The organism is Methanomassiliicoccales archaeon (assembly GCA_036504055.1).
GTDB lineage: Archaea > Thermoplasmatota > Thermoplasmata > Methanomassiliicoccales > UBA472 > DASXVU01.
Map to the genome: position 1 here is coordinate 167,467 of DASXVU010000048.1, position 14,117 is coordinate 181,583.

Below are 14,117 nucleotides of genomic sequence, written 5' to 3' on the forward strand. Positions count from 1 at the left end.
GTTATGTCGATATTCTCAACGATGATAATCGATCCAGATGGCGAATTCCAGGGTGATCTGGTCCAGAGGCGTCCCTAAGGATTTCTCACTTCCTTTGCCCCCCGATCACATCGGTATCCGATGGGATACCCTCATGGCCAACGCCGCCGTGGTCAGCATGGTGGGCAGACCTTGGGATCGGGGAAGCAGGGAGAGGTCAGCCACCCAAAGCCCCTCCGGCAGGATGGAGGGGTGCATGCTGTCGACATCTCCCCTATGCAGCGGCACGGTGCCACCAAGGTGTCCTCCGTGCAGTAAACCATTCACATAGGGAGCCTGGACATCTGCCATCTCCATCATCTCCCGGACCTCCTGGCAGGCCTTCTCCAGCCTCACACTATCCCACTCTGTCAAGGGCTTTTCCACCGTTCCGTCGGCCAGGACCTTTCCGTTGGCCGACTCGGCCATCTTCACCATGACCCCTACCCGGTCCTTGAGCCCCACCTTTCTCCAGGGGCGATGGAACCAATGGGAGAGCACATCGAAATAGGGCGAGATGATGTATCCGTCCCTTTGGCAATACCAGGCCATGGGCGGTTCCTCCAGCTGCCGGGCGCCCTTGAATTTGCCGCCGACCGTGAGGACCAGATCGGCCCAGAGCGTATCACTGGGGTCGATGCCCGATGCCCTTAGTATCTGGGCTGTGCCGATGCCGCCAGCGGCCAGCACGACCACGTCCGCTTTGATAGCCTCCGAACGTCCTTCCCTCTCCGCCAGCACTCCGACGGCCTTGCCCGCTTCGAGGACGACCCTTTTCACGGCCGTCCCTTGGCTCGTCGTGCAGCCCATCTTCACCGCCTCTGCCAGGAACAGCCGCGAGTCCCATCTGGCACCGGTGGAGCATCCGACCTCGCACAACCCGCAGGAGATGCACCGTTCCATGTTCACCGCCTTCGGCGTGGGCCGGGGGTCAAGCCCCATTTCCTTGGCCGATTCGAACATCCCTGCGGTGATCGGACGCCATCTCTCCCTCGGGACCGTGCTCACCCTTATCTGCCCCTCGAGCTCCTCGTACTCGGCGGTCAGGTCGAGCCCGATCTCACGGAGACCGGCGCCTGCCCTTACCAGGTTCCCGCAGGAGACCACGGTGCAGCCTCCCGCGGCCACGGAACGGACCAGAGCAAGCTCTTCGCCGGAGCGGGTGGTGCGATAGGCCTTGATGAATCGGGAAACGTTCCGTTCGCTTCCGAGCAACCCGGCCCGGCGGATCGGTTCCGTCCATCCCACCCTACGGGTGAACGGTTTGAACCTGGTTCCCGCCTCCAGGACAACGACCTCCATCCCCCTCTTGACCAGCTCCCGGGCGGCGGTCGCTCCGCCCGCTCCCGACCCCACCACTATCGCTCTCATAGCCCCTCACCGATCTCGATCATTGCCAAGCACCTCGGTGACCCATCAGTGATACGTTCACGGAATCGCATGCGTACGCCCGGGTTGAGGCCGCTGACCGCCCCTTCGTCGACGGCGCTCAGTATGATACACGCCTCCGGTGAATAGTGCCGGGACAGAACGCATCGGGTCACTTCCATCATTTCCCCGGCAGGTCCTCCCATCACCGTGAACTCGATGCCCAGTATCCGGTACAGGACCCCTGCCGCCCGGTACAGGTCCTCCCTGGAGTCATTGACCCCCAGCCGCCGCTTGGCATCCCTACCCAGGTCCAGGCCGGTCCGGAACAGCGTCTCCCTCCCCGATCTGACCGCCTCGTCCCGGCCCACGGCCTCGATCAGCGCCCTGACCCTTCTGTTATGGCCCAGGGCCATGGCCTCCCTCTGCTCCTCCAGCCGACCACTCGGTCGGACCTTCTCTTCCTTGCGGAACGTCGGGGCATGCTCGGATATAAGCGAATCGAGCGCGTCGTCCGTGACCGACCGGATCCTCTCGATCTCCTTGGCCATCATGAACCCGGGCATCCACAGGGAGGCCACCCGCAGCCGGGCGCTCATGGTCCCCTCTCCGCCCTGCCGATGTGGATCGCCTCACCGGGGACCGTTGATCCAGAGTAAATGGCCTCGATGACCGGGGCAAAGCGCTCCATGACCCGTGACCTTCTGAGTTTCATGTTGGCCGTCAGCTCGCCCCCTTCGACGGAAAGGTCGTTCGAGAGCACCGCCCAGGCCTTCACCTGCTCCGGATGTGACAGGTCCGTGTTCATGCCCCCGACCAGGGCGTCTATTTCAAGGGTCACACCTTTCTCAGGCCAGACCAGTGCGGAACAGTACGGCCGTCCTTCCCCCACTATCATGGCCTCGAACACCCCGGGAAGGTCTCGCAACCTTGTCTCCGCGTTCAGCGGGTTCACGAACTTGCCGTACGAGGTCTTGATGAGCTCCTTCTTGCGGCCTTCGAGGACCAGGCCGCCTTCGGGTGTAAGGTGGCCGATATCCCCGGTCAGCAGGTGACCGTCCCGGAACGGTTGTTCGACATCTCCCAGATAGCCGCAGGTCACCTGCGGTCCCTTGACCAGGACCTCGCCGTCGGCGGCTATTTTCACTTCGGTCGACGGAAGCGGCTCGCCCACCGTGCCGAACCGGTTGCGGCCCGGGTAGTTGATGGTGACCAGGGGCGCTTCGGTCAGCCCGTAGGCGTTGTGCACCTCGATGTCCAGCTTGTGAAGGCCGGTCAGGATGTCCGTGCTCATGCGGCCGGAACCGGAGATGAGGTAGGCGCACCGGTCCAGACCCGCGGAGCGCAACGCCCTGCGCCTGATTATGGGTGCCATTATCAGCCCGCTGATTCCGCCCGCACCCTCCAGGTACCTCTTGGCCCGGGGGTTGGCGAGCAGGGTGTCCCACATCTTCTCATAGAAACGGGGGACCGAGAAGAACACGGTGGGCCTCACCTTCAGCAATGCCGCCTTAAGTCCGCCGAAGTCCTTCAGGAAATAGAGGTTGATAGGGGCGGGCGCGTAGAAGGGGGAATAGGTGGCCAATATCCCTTCGACCACGTGGTTCATGGGCAGGAAGGAAAGGTAGAACACCTCTGAGTTGCGGGCCTCCCAGGGAGGCAGCGACGCGGTGGACTCGGCCATATATCGCAGGTGCTCGTGCTTGAACAGAACCCCTTTGGCCTTCCCGGTGGTGCTGGACGTGTACCGTAACGTGGCCAGGTCACCGAACCCCGCTGGCGACCGATCGGCCGCCTCTCCGCCCAGTTCCAGGAAGTCCTCCCATTTCATCACCCTGTCCGCCAGTTCCTCGGGCACGGAGCCGCAGAACGAGACCGCTGGCACGGCGACGCTCATCTCTCCGAACCTCTTCAGGACCGCCTCCGAGCCGATCAGCACGATCTTCGCCCGGCTGGACCCGACGAGCTCGCTCAGCTCCTTGGGCGGGCTGGTATAGTACAGCGGCACGCTCACTCCTCCGACCAGACCGATGGCCACGTCCAGGACCAGGTACCGGATGCTGTTCGAGCCGACGATCGCCACTCGGTCTCCCGGGACGATCCCCAATGACCGGAGCGCTGCGCTCGCCATGAGCATCTCCCCCCTTACTTCCTCGGCCGGTCTGGACACAACCGAACCGTCCACGATATCGAACAGCCGGACCGGCCTCCTCTTGCTCTTGAGACGGAACAGGACCTGTTCATGCACTGTTCGTTCCGACCTGTGCAGGAAACCGTTGTAGGTCCCGAACTCCAGCAGCCGGGGAAGGAGATGGTGCCAGTCTATACTGTAGACACCCATCAGTTCGTCGACGTTGTCCCGCCGGAACGCCCGGCGCTCCTGCAGGTAGGGAGCGATGACCTTGAGGTCTTCCGACGCACGGCCCATCAGGCCAGCCATGGGAACGAACACCGGCCTGGGAAGCTCGACGCCCAATCTCTCCTTGGCCCAGGTCCTTGTGAAAATGATCGCCTCCTTCACCGTCGGTAGCGCATCCAAAACACCCACCAGATGGAACGTTCGGCCTTCCGCCCGACGGTCCAGGGTAAGGCGTCCGATCGCCTCTGCTATATAGTCGACCGGAACCAGGTTGACCTTCTGCGATGCGGAGAGGGGAACGACCTTCAGTTTGCCGGTGAGGTACAGGCGGAGAGGATAGTACAAGGTGTTGAAGGTGCGGACATGACCATCCTCGGAGCTGCCGACCACCATGCCAGGACGGAAGATCGAGACCGGCAGATGCTTGGCCGCTCTCACCAGCCTCTCGCCTTCGAACTTGCTGATCTCATAGTTGCTGAGGAAGCCGTAGCGGTCGGTCAGGTCCTCCTCCGGGATGACACCTTTACGCGCTCCGGCCACGTATGCTGTGGAGATGTGTGAGAAACGCTCCAGCCCGTGGTGTCCCTGAACATCGTCCGCTAGCCTGAGGACGTTCCTCACCCCTTCCACATTGGTCCTTCTCAGATCCTCCAAGGGTGCATTGAGCCTGATGTCGGCTGCGGCATGGATGATCGTGCCGACCTCGGCGATCACACGCTCATAACTGTCAGCGGCCAGGCCCAGGCCTTCGACGGTCACGTCACCGGCAATGACCCGGACCCTGTCGTCCAATGCCTGGATCAGTTCCTGGCGGTCCCACCACGCCCTCGACAGACGGTTCTTTGCCTCCTCATCGTTCTCCGCCCTCACCAGGACGATGATGGGACGTTCGGTGTTCATGATCAGCCAGCGCGCCACATAGGTGCCGATGAACCCGGTCCCTCCGGTGAGCAGGACGGCGTTCATGTCCGCACATCCCATCCTCGGGCTCTTAGGAACCCGCCCACCAGCAGGCGTGCGCGCAAGGCCCGGTCCTTCTGCTCGCGATGAGCTGCCGCCAGCTTTTCCCTGACCTCAACCGGATCGTCGAGGAGCCTTCCGGCACGATCCCTTACCGATGGGAAAAGGTTCGGCGCGTCTCGTGGGAAGAAGTAATCCTGTTTCATCCCGATCTCGTCGTAGAGGTCTTCCAGTCGTACATCGTGGGCGATCGCCACCTGCGGAATGTGGCCTTCCAGGGACAACGCTCCCGCATGATATCGGGAGGTTATGAGCAGGTCCAATCCCCTCAGCACCGTGGTCATCTGGGAGGCGTTGTATCGACTGGACGAGAAGATGCGAGCGCGGTCCTTGTGCCTCATCCGGCTGCGGATGTCTGCGGCGATGGCATCGTCCAAAGATTCCATGCATAGGAGTGCGACGCTCCTGCCATGTTCTTCGACCATCCAGTCCGCCAGTTCCGCAAAGTCCTGGGCCAGCCGGGCCGCTGCCGCCCTCCTTTCCTTCGTCCAGGAGAAATAGAACGGCCATTTGTAGCATCGTGCCCGGCGACCCCACAGGCGGGGAACGACCGGAAAGAGGTTGAAATCCACGGCGGCAATGCCCACCACCCCTGATGAGGGGAACTCCTGAACTAGGACGTCCCTGTCGGAAGGATCGGGCTTGAACAGGAAGGCCGTGTCGGCGGCCACCTCAATGGGCGCGGTCACCTCCCAATTCCTCAGCCGCTCGGCACTGGCATATGTGCGGGTGATGATCAGATCGGTCTTGCTCGCCTCAACCCTGATCTTTTCCTGGCTGGCCGGCGAGACCTGTCCCGAGTCGACGGCATACGAGATGCACGGTTTGCCAAACTCGGCCGCGCAATGGGTGGCCCAAAGGTAGGCGTCCAGCAGGGCCTTGGTGAAGGTCTCGATGTAGCAGCTGCCTTCCACCAGAATGACCAGATCGTGCTCACGCACCAACCGGCGGACGGTCCGTTTGTAGGTGGTCGGTACCCTGACTATCCTGAGGTTCTCCTCTTCCTTGAGGTAGCGGCGGAGCTTCTTCACGTCGAGGCTGGGAACAGTGAGAATTGCCTTTGGCCCCAATAGCGATCTCATGTCCTCTATCGTTGCCAGGAGCTTTGCCTCCGCTCCGGTGTTGTTCGCTCCGTTGTACCCGAACAATAGGACCTTGAGTACGCTCATGATGCTCGCCCTTTCTCCCTTCCTATTGAACATATGAAGCGAATTCCGCACTTAAATCTAACCTAGAAGAAACAAGTCGGATTCCGATAAATCAGTCATGATGAATGATCGTTCAAACCGCTGCCAGAAAGGTTAGGGACGTGTAACAAAGAACATCTCCATCGGCGTTGTGCTCACGAGCATGCAGCCAGAAGCCGAAAGCGTATAAGCTCGCCAGGAAACGTCGGTCGCATCAATGGATCCCAACACTTCAAGGATAACGAGATGCCTAGGGTGCTGCCAGTATCTGGGCCACGAATGCCTCCACTCTTTTCTGCCAGCCTTCCTCCAGCGGTCCTTTCAGCGTTTCCGGATTGACAAAAGCCTTCATCTCCGCCACTTTGACCATGCCTTTCCCACTGAGCTGCTCGTCGAGCATCGGGATCGTCCGGCGCAATTTCTCCATCTCTTCTTCCGAAGGCATCCTTCCCGTCTTCTTATCGGGGATGGTGGCCCCAAAGGTGCCGAATACCGCATACCTCGCTCCAGGTTGGGGCTCGATCTTCTTCATGAAGCGGACCACCCCTCCTGGGGCTTTCCCGAAACGGGTTGGAGATCCGAAGACATACAGGTCTGCAGGAGGCACATCCTTTGGGCTCACCTCTTTGATGTGATGGACATCGACCTCGTTGCCTCTGGCCTGCAGGAGCCGTTTGATCTCATCCGCCACCCTTTCACCGTTCCCGAATCTTGATGCGTGATATACTTCAACCTTCATGATGACACCAAATAAAATACGACCTTTCCACTAATTAAGGATGGCGAATGCTCAGATGACATTCGTATCGATCTCAGTATGGTCCGTATTCGTATTGACAATAATGACCAGAATTTCAGGATTGCCCGGTAAGCTTTCATCGCATCTGGCAGACCGACCATGATTCGAAATGGTCTACCCTGCTAGCAATGAAGATAACTTTATCTATGGAATTGGATATGAAATGTTGTGAGATCATGGATAATGGCGATGTGCCATATTCTATTAAAATCAATATCACTACATAAATTAGGGAAGGAATGAATTAATAAATGATTATTCTGGATATTCTTTTAGTTGTCTTCTTCATAGCCATGAACGCGTTTTTCGTCATTGCGGAATTCGCATTGGTCAAGGTCAGGAAATCACAGATAGATGTCCTGGCGGCGGGCGGCGGCATCGGGGCGAAGTATGCCCAAACAGTGGTCAATGATCTGAATTCCTATCTTTCCGCCTGTCAATTGGGAATAACGGTCGCCTCCCTGGCTCTCGGTTGGATAGGGGAACCTGCGGTCTCGGCGATGATAGGTCCGATACTCGAGTACGCAGGGTTGGACGCGGGGATGATCCATACGATCTCGATCGTGGTGGGCTTCCTCATGATAACCATCCTGCATATCGTGCTGGGTGAGCTCGTCCCCAAGTCCCTGGCGATACTGGATGCGGTCAAGTATTCCACCGCCACAGCGATGCCCCTGGTCTTTTTCTACAAGATCACCTATCCGATCATGTGGCTGTTCAACCATGCCACGAACGGATTGCTCAGGCTCATGGGACGTTCGATGGCCGAGGACCGCGGATCGGTCCATTCGGATGAGGAGATCAAGATACTGGCCGAGGAGAGCTACAAGCATGGCCTCATCGACAAGACCGAACTGACCTATGTGGACAACATCTTTGACTGTTCCGACAAGATCGTTAAGGACGTGATGGTGCCCCGCATGGACATCGTGTGCGTTTTCAAAGGCGACTCCATCGAAAGCGTATTGGAAACCGCCATGCGGGAGAAATACACCAGATATCCAGTATGCGTGGACAACACCGACAACGTGGTCGGCTTCATCAATATCAAGGATATCTACGAGCACAGGATCCGCGGCGACCTGAACGGTTTCGACGGCATGATCCGCAACATCATCTCCGTTCCCGAAGGGATGCCGATCAACGATATGCTGAAGAAATTCCAGAAGGAGAAACAGAACATTTCCATCGTCGTTGATGAGTACGGTGGAACCGCAGGCATCGTGACCGTCGAGGACATCCTCGAGGAGATCGTCGGGAACCTGAGCGACGAGTTCGATGAAGAAGAGAAGGAGATCGAACAGACCGATGAGAACACCTACCTGGTGAAGGGAGTCGTCGGTCTGGACAAGATCAGCGATCTCACGGGCGTTCACCTTCCCGAGGATGAGTATGATACCCTGAACGGCTTCCTCACTGGACAGCTGGGAAGGATACCCGCGGTCAAGGAGAAGCCCACTGTGAACTACGAAGGGCTCGAGTTCCACGTGGAGAAAGTGGCCGGCAAGCGGATCGTTCAGGTGAGGATAACCGGTGTCAAGAAACAGGAACCAGAGGACGTTGGCCATGAAGGGAAAACGACCTGATTGAGTTCTTGAGGTCAAGTATCGGGAATCGATTCTATCTACAATTGCCATCAAGAGATGACTATCACATTCAGATCGATATTGGGCGTCACGGGGCGTTCCCATGCCCTTTACGTCGACGCCTCGTCCTTTTTTCTTCTTCAGGATCTCCTCAGAGCTTCTCCAGTATCTGTTTCCTCTTCGTGTCGTACTCCTGCTGGGTCACCAATCCCTTCTGCTTCAGTTCGTCCAGTTCTTTCAGGCGGTCCGAGGTGGAAACGGTCGCAGGCTGCGCGGCCGGCTGGTTGACCACCATGACCGGCATGGCGGCTGGATTGACCACGGCGCTGGCGATCTTGTTGACCATAAAGGGCTGGGCCACGTTCTCCCAGCTTACAGCCCCGCCGCTCCTCAATTTGATACCAGGGGACTCGTAGTCGATCCCTCCCTTCTCTCCGGATGTTGCGAAATAGATATCGCCATAACCGAGGAGCCTTTCATACCATGGCTGGATCACCGTCACGTTCTGGATCTTGTCGACGCCGACCTCAGCGAAGCGCAGGGAAAAGATGCCGTATCTGGTAATGATCCGGCGGTCGGTGATCAAGAACAGGACCCTGTTCAGGTAGATGTAATTGAACAGCAGGGCGACGAGAGCGAACGCCAACGGGATGAGGTACCAATATCCCAGTCCGCCGTTGGATATCATGGACACGACCGCAATGCCGATGCCTATAAGGCCGCCGAGAAGCCCGAAGCGGCGCTCATCCCATATCATCAGGAGGCACGCTATCACCGCTACTGCGACCGGTAGAAGGTTCTTCTTGTCTCCGTCGTAGGCAAACATGCTGATCAAATAGATCAAGGCAAAGAAGGTCAACAATAGCCCTCTGCCTAAAATCACGATCGCTGCTGGCTTGCCGCTCCATTTGATGTCCTCCCCGCTTACTAGATATGCGGACGCGGGTGTTCCGCTGGTTATCTTTGTTGTGACAGATCCCATTTTGCTGTTCATCCTTTTATCCCCCCTAACGTTGATTGTCAAATGACCTAAAGTCCCTGTCCTTGGCTAGAAACGCGATGATTATACGAGCCCGTGATTATAAGAATGATTGGAGCTACACAGAGGACTAGACCAACATCCGAATGGGAGCAATGGGAGGTCCAATCGGTTCAATGGTCATCTGTTTTCCTTGTCCCGTGTTGGGAAATAATTTATAATGGTCTTAAGATTCAATCCTACCTTGTTAGGGTGAACCATGTCCGTCGAAATCCTCACCTCTGACCTAGCTGAAATGGGGTTCTTTGCCGTTTTGGGTCTGTTCTTCTTGGCCGAATTTCTCGGGGTAATGATCATACCGGCCCTGAAACGGCAGGGAACCAGGGTCCAGCAGAAGAATAGGGGATCGAATCTATTGGTCATATCCTCATGGATTGTCGCCCTCATAGTGTCCCAATTGTTCGCGAAGAACGATGTTGCCGTTTTGCCAAGCTGGGCCTATTATCTCGGGCTGGTAGTGATGCTGACCGGCATCGCCTTCAGACAATGGGCCATCGCTGTCCTTGGCCGTTATTTCTCTGGGGTCATAGGTGTACAGGAAGGTCAGAGGGTGGTGGAATCCGGTCCGTATAGCTTGATCAGGCATCCTTCCTACACCGGCGCGCTTCTCATAATGGTCGGGATAGGCCTGGCCATGCAATCCTGGGGTGCGGTGCTGGTCATAATGCTGGTCTTTGCGATCAGTTACGGACATAGAATGCTGGTGGAGGAAAAGGTGTTGGTGGCGAACCTCGGTAAAAGTTACATCGAATATATGGGAAGGACAAAAAGGGTGATCCCTTTTCTGATTTGATGCACCAAAGGGATTGCCTTCCAGTTCAAAAGGGAAATAAGTTGGGCACTACCGGCATCGCGGTAGGTGCATCGAACTCCCGTAGACCTGTCCACCTAGCCTAGAACCCTGTCTCAAGCGGTCTCGGTTGGAGGTCATAGTTGATCATCCAGTTGACCCCGAACTTATCGGCGAATGAAGCATACAACGCACCCCAGAACATCTTCTGCAGGGGCATCGTGACCTTCCCTCCATCCGACAGGCCCTTGAATATGGTCTCCGCCTCCGCCTCGCTTTCTGCGTTGATCATCATGTGGACGTTGTTGCCCGTGATCACCTTCAGGCCATGCGCCTCTGGGGCGTCGCTGCCCATTATGACTATGCCGTTGTTTAGGACGAGAGAGACATGCAATATGAGCTCCCTCTCACTCTCCGCGACATCTCCCGAGCCTGGCGGCATGTCCTTGAACCTCTGGAGCATGGTGAACTCGCCGCCCAGGACCGACTTGTAGAAATTGAACGCTTCTTCCGTCTTGTCTTTGAAGTTGAGGTATGGGTTTATGGACTTCATAGACCGATTTTGGAGCTAGGCCTACTTAATGATGCCGTGAGGAAGGTCATCGCTCCTTCCGGTTCAGGCCGGTCGGTACCTCAGCTGGACCACCCCATTCCCGTATGCTTTGGCATCTATGAGCTCAAGGTCCATCTGTTTGATGTTGGCGAAGAAGCTCTTCCCCATTCCCAGGACGATCGGGACCACTATCAATTCGTATTCGTCGATAAGGCCCAGCTCCGTAAGCTGCCTGACTATGGAACCGCTCCCGATTATGACCATGTCCTTTCCTTTCTGCTTCTTGAGCTTGGTTATGCTGTCTTTCGTGATCTCCTTCATCAGCGAGACGTTCTTCCAGTTCGGCCCTTCCTCCACGCTCTCGAGCTTTCTGGAGAAGACAATCTTCTCACTGTTGTTCATGACCTTGGCCATCTCGGGGTCGTTCCTGATCGCTTCCTGTGTGGGCCAGTAGCTCTTCATCATCTCATAGGTCTTGTGTCCTAGGATAACCGTACCCCCCGATTTCGCCTCTTTATGGGTTACGTTATCGAATTCCTCATCCTTCTTGATCGATTTGAACCAATCCGTGTCCCCAAGTGGTCCGGCAAAGTAACCGTCGAGGGTGACGTAATTGAACACCGTTATCTTTCTCATGATTAATATTAGTCAAGCAGCCTGATTAAATCAGTTTGCATCGGGTCGAAGCGTGCGGCTTGATTCCTTAAGGATATTCCATGTGGTCAGTCAGGCTGAGCGTGGTGGAGATGGCCTTAGCAAATTCGTCCCATCCGATCTTGGACTGGACATCATTATTTGCCCCTAATGCATTCCCTCACTGCGGCAAGGATACAATAGAGTACTGCTGTTGGATGGGTCAAGGTGATAGATCATGAACGCGGTTGATATAAGCCGGTGTTTCGGTTGTGGCAAGGACAATCCTATCGGTCTCCATTTGAAGAAGGAATATCGCGGTAACAAGGCCCATATCGAGTTCTCGGTCAAGCCTGAGTATACTGGATATCCCGGGTTGATGCACGGAGGCGTTACCTGTGTCCTGTTCGATGAGGTTATGTACCACGCCGTCGCCAGGAATGAGACGGTTGCGGTCATCGCCAAGATGACGGTCGACTATCGAAGCCCAGCACTGGTCGGCGACCTTCTAATCTGCGAAGCCGAGGTCGTCAGACGAGAAGGGAGGAAGATCGACGTCTACGCTACCATCGTCAACGGAACGACGAACGTTTTGGTCGCTGAAGCAAAGGGATTGTTCATCGAGGTCGATCTAGGGAAGCTCGTCGGAGAGAGAATTCCTGAGAATCCATCCAAATGAAATGATTTCCATAGCGTTGGGAACCGGGCAACGGCTACCTGTCCGATCTCCCCGATATTCCGGCAATGAGCACCATGGATGTCATTATGTTGAATGTATGAGGTCAATGGACCATCTGAGGCAGGTATATCTAGAGAATCCACGCATCATAATCGCATGGGAGATCCGGACGGGATCCAATGGCCGGAACACTTCGATCCACGGAACGCACCGGTACACGTCAGGAACGAACTGGTCGTCAAGGCGCCCTGCGATTCGGTGTGGGGATGGCTAGTGCGGGCGGAGCTCTGGCCTACCTGGTATACCAACTCCAAGGATGTTCGTTTCCTGGAGGGATCCCCTCCCGACCTCCAACTCGGGACCAGATTCGCATGGAAGACGTTCGGCCTCGATCTGGTTTCGACGGTTGTTGAGTTCGAAACTGGAAAAAGGCTTGCCTGGGATGCAAAAGGCCGAGGGGTCTCAGCATATCACGCATGGCTTCTGCAAGGCACCGACATGGGATGCAAGGTGGTGACAGAAGAGACCCATTATGGGTGGCTCGCCAGGCTTAATAACCGGTTTAGGCCCGACAATATGCAAATGAGGCATCAGGAATGGCTTGAAGGTCTTGCGGACAAGGCCAGGAAAGGACGGCCATGATCTGGTCGTTCACGATCGTGTTGTCTGTACGACCGACTGAGATTCATTCAATTTTGCAGATCCCCATCCTATAGGGCCCTCGCCATTCTTGACCACAATCGACGCCGTTGTTGAAACGTGCTCTCCGACGCCTGATCTCTGACAATGAGTATGGTACCTGCAATTTTCAAATAGGTGGAGGTAAGAGCAACATTCCATGGCAGAAACACCGCAGGATGACAAGGTTGGAACATGCCGGAAATCCCGTCACAAATGCGACCTCGAGGAGAAGATCGGTTATGTCCCTCTCGCCCTGACCGGGGCAGGAAAGATCGACGAGGAGATCGGCGGGAACCTGGAGAAGGTCATAGCAGACCTCTACGACGATGTATGGAAGGAGGGCGCCTTGACCAGGAAGGAGAAACATCTTATCGCTTTGGCCGTCGCCCTTGCGGAAAGACAGGAGGGCCAGACCCACAAGGTCCTGGAGAAGGCCAAACGGGCCGGAGCCAGTGACGCAGAGATATACGAAACGCTGAAGCTCGTGCTCTGGCTGAGGGGAGTTCCCTGTTTTGTTCAGGGAGAAAGGATGCTGGCAGGTATGATCGGTCGATGATGCGGTCCGACAATCTGGTCGCCCAGACCTGGCCCTCGTAGTTCCCCAACAGCACTCAGCGGCCACCCGAGGGGATCGAATCGGTGGGTCGACCCCCTCTTTTTAATATTCGAGCATATCGTCATTCTTATAATCCATGCAGCAACCATATGTTCTGCATGCCATCAGGCTTTGAGCTCTATAAGAACATACACAAAGGCCAGCGCTTTGAGATGTTCCGCATATCAGACCTGGCCGGTCAGGCCGAGCCGGAAGATCCAGAGAGCCTTACAAGGTTGAGCGCCCGAATAGCAGCGTTCCGAGATGAACTGCGCAATCATGCCCATACTGAGGAGACCTATGTCCATCCTATCCTGGCCCAGCGCGTTCCCGGAGGTGCCCGTAAACTGGAACAGGACCACACGGTGATGCACAGGCAATTGGATGACCTTGTCGCCATGACGGAAACGATGATGTCGAACAAGTCCATCCCGTCGACTGAAGGCAAGGCACTGTTCCAGGAACTCTACCTGGCCTGGAACCGCTTCGTGGCTTTCTACCTCGAACACATAGACTACGAAGAGGAACAGGCTCAGCCGGAACTTTGGCGGCTGTGCAGCGACGAAGAGGTGAAGGGTATCTTCGGCCATATCATCGGGTCAGAAGCACCCGAGATGCTGGCGTTCGACCTGGGCATCATGCTTCCGGCCGTAAGCAGAGGGGAGAGGGTTGAAATGGTCAGGGCCCTGGATAATGCTCCGCCCGAGATGATGAAGATGTTCAGCGGGATTTCGCAAAAGGTCTTGTCTCCAGAGGATTACGAGGACCTGAGGTCAAGGGGAGGTCTCCCATAGGAAGAATGGCAAACTC

Annotated in this window: 14 protein-coding genes; 6 read left to right on the forward strand and 8 right to left on the reverse strand. The window is 56.5% G+C overall.

Features of this window, described 5'->3' with window-relative positions; all coding sequences use genetic code 11:
• Nucleotides 1-105: 105 nt before the first annotated feature.
• The 5 genes from VGK23_13015 to VGK23_13035 all read right to left on the reverse strand — a co-directional run bounded on the left by VGK23_13015 (nucleotide 106) and on the right by VGK23_13035 (nucleotide 6,691).
• Nucleotides 106-1,389 carry an FAD-dependent oxidoreductase gene (locus tag VGK23_13015; GenBank protein ID HEY3421465.1) on the reverse strand — a complete coding sequence of 428 codons (1,284 nt, stop codon included), beginning with the start codon at nucleotides 1,387-1,389 and terminating at the stop codon, nucleotides 106-108.
• The gene (locus tag VGK23_13020) at nucleotides 1,386-1,985 is read right to left on the reverse strand and encodes a hypothetical protein (GenBank protein HEY3421466.1); all 600 of its coding nucleotides are present in this window, start codon (nucleotides 1,983-1,985) and stop codon (nucleotides 1,386-1,388) included. The genes VGK23_13015 and VGK23_13020 overlap by 4 nt, the downstream gene beginning before the upstream one ends.
• Nucleotides 1,982-4,711 (reverse strand): AMP-binding protein, encoded by a 2,730-nt coding sequence (locus tag VGK23_13025; protein ID HEY3421467.1) that lies wholly within the window; start codon nucleotides 4,709-4,711, stop codon nucleotides 1,982-1,984. The genes VGK23_13020 and VGK23_13025 overlap by 4 nt, the downstream gene beginning before the upstream one ends.
• Nucleotides 4,708-5,934: a polysaccharide pyruvyl transferase family protein gene (locus tag VGK23_13030; protein HEY3421468.1), complete on the reverse strand. Its 1,227-nt coding sequence runs from the start codon at nucleotides 5,932-5,934 to the stop codon at nucleotides 4,708-4,710. The genes VGK23_13025 and VGK23_13030 overlap by 4 nt, the downstream gene beginning before the upstream one ends.
• A 268-nt stretch (nucleotides 5,935-6,202) precedes the next feature.
• The gene (locus VGK23_13035; GenBank protein HEY3421469.1) at nucleotides 6,203-6,691 is read right to left on the reverse strand and encodes a flavodoxin family protein; all 489 of its coding nucleotides are present in this window, start codon (nucleotides 6,689-6,691) and stop codon (nucleotides 6,203-6,205) included.
• A 311-nt stretch (nucleotides 6,692-7,002) separates the two neighbouring features.
• On the opposite strand from VGK23_13035, the gene VGK23_13040 reads away from it, so the two are divergent.
• Entirely contained in the window at nucleotides 7,003-8,337 is a 1,335-nt protein-coding gene (locus VGK23_13040) for a hemolysin family protein (protein HEY3421470.1), read from the forward strand.
• 151 nt (nucleotides 8,338-8,488) lie between these two features.
• Here VGK23_13040 and VGK23_13045 read toward each other — a convergent pair whose 3' ends face one another.
• Nucleotides 8,489-9,331 carry a PH domain-containing protein gene (locus VGK23_13045; protein HEY3421471.1) on the reverse strand — a complete coding sequence of 281 codons (843 nt, stop codon included), beginning with the start codon at nucleotides 9,329-9,331 and terminating at the stop codon, nucleotides 8,489-8,491.
• A 244-nt stretch (nucleotides 9,332-9,575) separates the two neighbouring features.
• Here VGK23_13045 and VGK23_13050 point away from each other — a divergent pair, with 244 nt between their 5' ends.
• Nucleotides 9,576-10,169: an isoprenylcysteine carboxylmethyltransferase family protein gene (locus VGK23_13050; GenBank protein HEY3421472.1), complete on the forward strand. Its 594-nt coding sequence runs from the start codon at nucleotides 9,576-9,578 to the stop codon at nucleotides 10,167-10,169.
• Between the two features lie 100 nt (nucleotides 10,170-10,269).
• On the opposite strand, the gene VGK23_13055 is transcribed toward VGK23_13050, so the two are convergent.
• A complete protein-coding gene (locus VGK23_13055) occupies nucleotides 10,270-10,719 on the reverse strand; it encodes a VOC family protein (GenBank protein ID HEY3421473.1) in 450 nt (149 codons plus the stop codon).
• A 63-nt stretch (nucleotides 10,720-10,782) separates the two neighbouring features.
• Nucleotides 10,783-11,355: a dihydrofolate reductase family protein gene (locus VGK23_13060; protein ID HEY3421474.1), complete on the reverse strand. Its 573-nt coding sequence runs from the start codon at nucleotides 11,353-11,355 to the stop codon at nucleotides 10,783-10,785.
• Nucleotides 11,356-11,590: 235 nt separating this feature from the next.
• On the opposite strand from VGK23_13060, the gene VGK23_13065 reads away from it, so the two are divergent.
• The 4 genes from VGK23_13065 (at nucleotide 11,591) to VGK23_13080 (ending at nucleotide 14,101) form a co-directional block, all read left to right on the forward strand.
• Nucleotides 11,591-12,031, forward strand: a complete 441-nt coding sequence (locus tag VGK23_13065; GenBank protein HEY3421475.1) for a PaaI family thioesterase — start codon at nucleotides 11,591-11,593, stop codon at nucleotides 12,029-12,031.
• Nucleotides 12,032-12,187: 156 nt separating this feature from the next.
• Nucleotides 12,188-12,673 carry an SRPBCC domain-containing protein gene (locus VGK23_13070; GenBank protein ID HEY3421476.1) on the forward strand — a complete coding sequence of 162 codons (486 nt, stop codon included), beginning with the start codon at nucleotides 12,188-12,190 and terminating at the stop codon, nucleotides 12,671-12,673.
• A 196-nt stretch (nucleotides 12,674-12,869) separates the two neighbouring features.
• Nucleotides 12,870-13,268 carry a carboxymuconolactone decarboxylase family protein gene (locus tag VGK23_13075; protein HEY3421477.1) on the forward strand — a complete coding sequence of 133 codons (399 nt, stop codon included), beginning with the start codon at nucleotides 12,870-12,872 and terminating at the stop codon, nucleotides 13,266-13,268.
• Nucleotides 13,269-13,426: 158 nt separating this feature from the next.
• Nucleotides 13,427-14,101 carry a hemerythrin domain-containing protein gene (locus tag VGK23_13080; protein HEY3421478.1) on the forward strand — a complete coding sequence of 225 codons (675 nt, stop codon included), beginning with the start codon at nucleotides 13,427-13,429 and terminating at the stop codon, nucleotides 14,099-14,101.
• The last annotated feature ends 16 nt before the right edge of the window (nucleotides 14,102-14,117 follow it).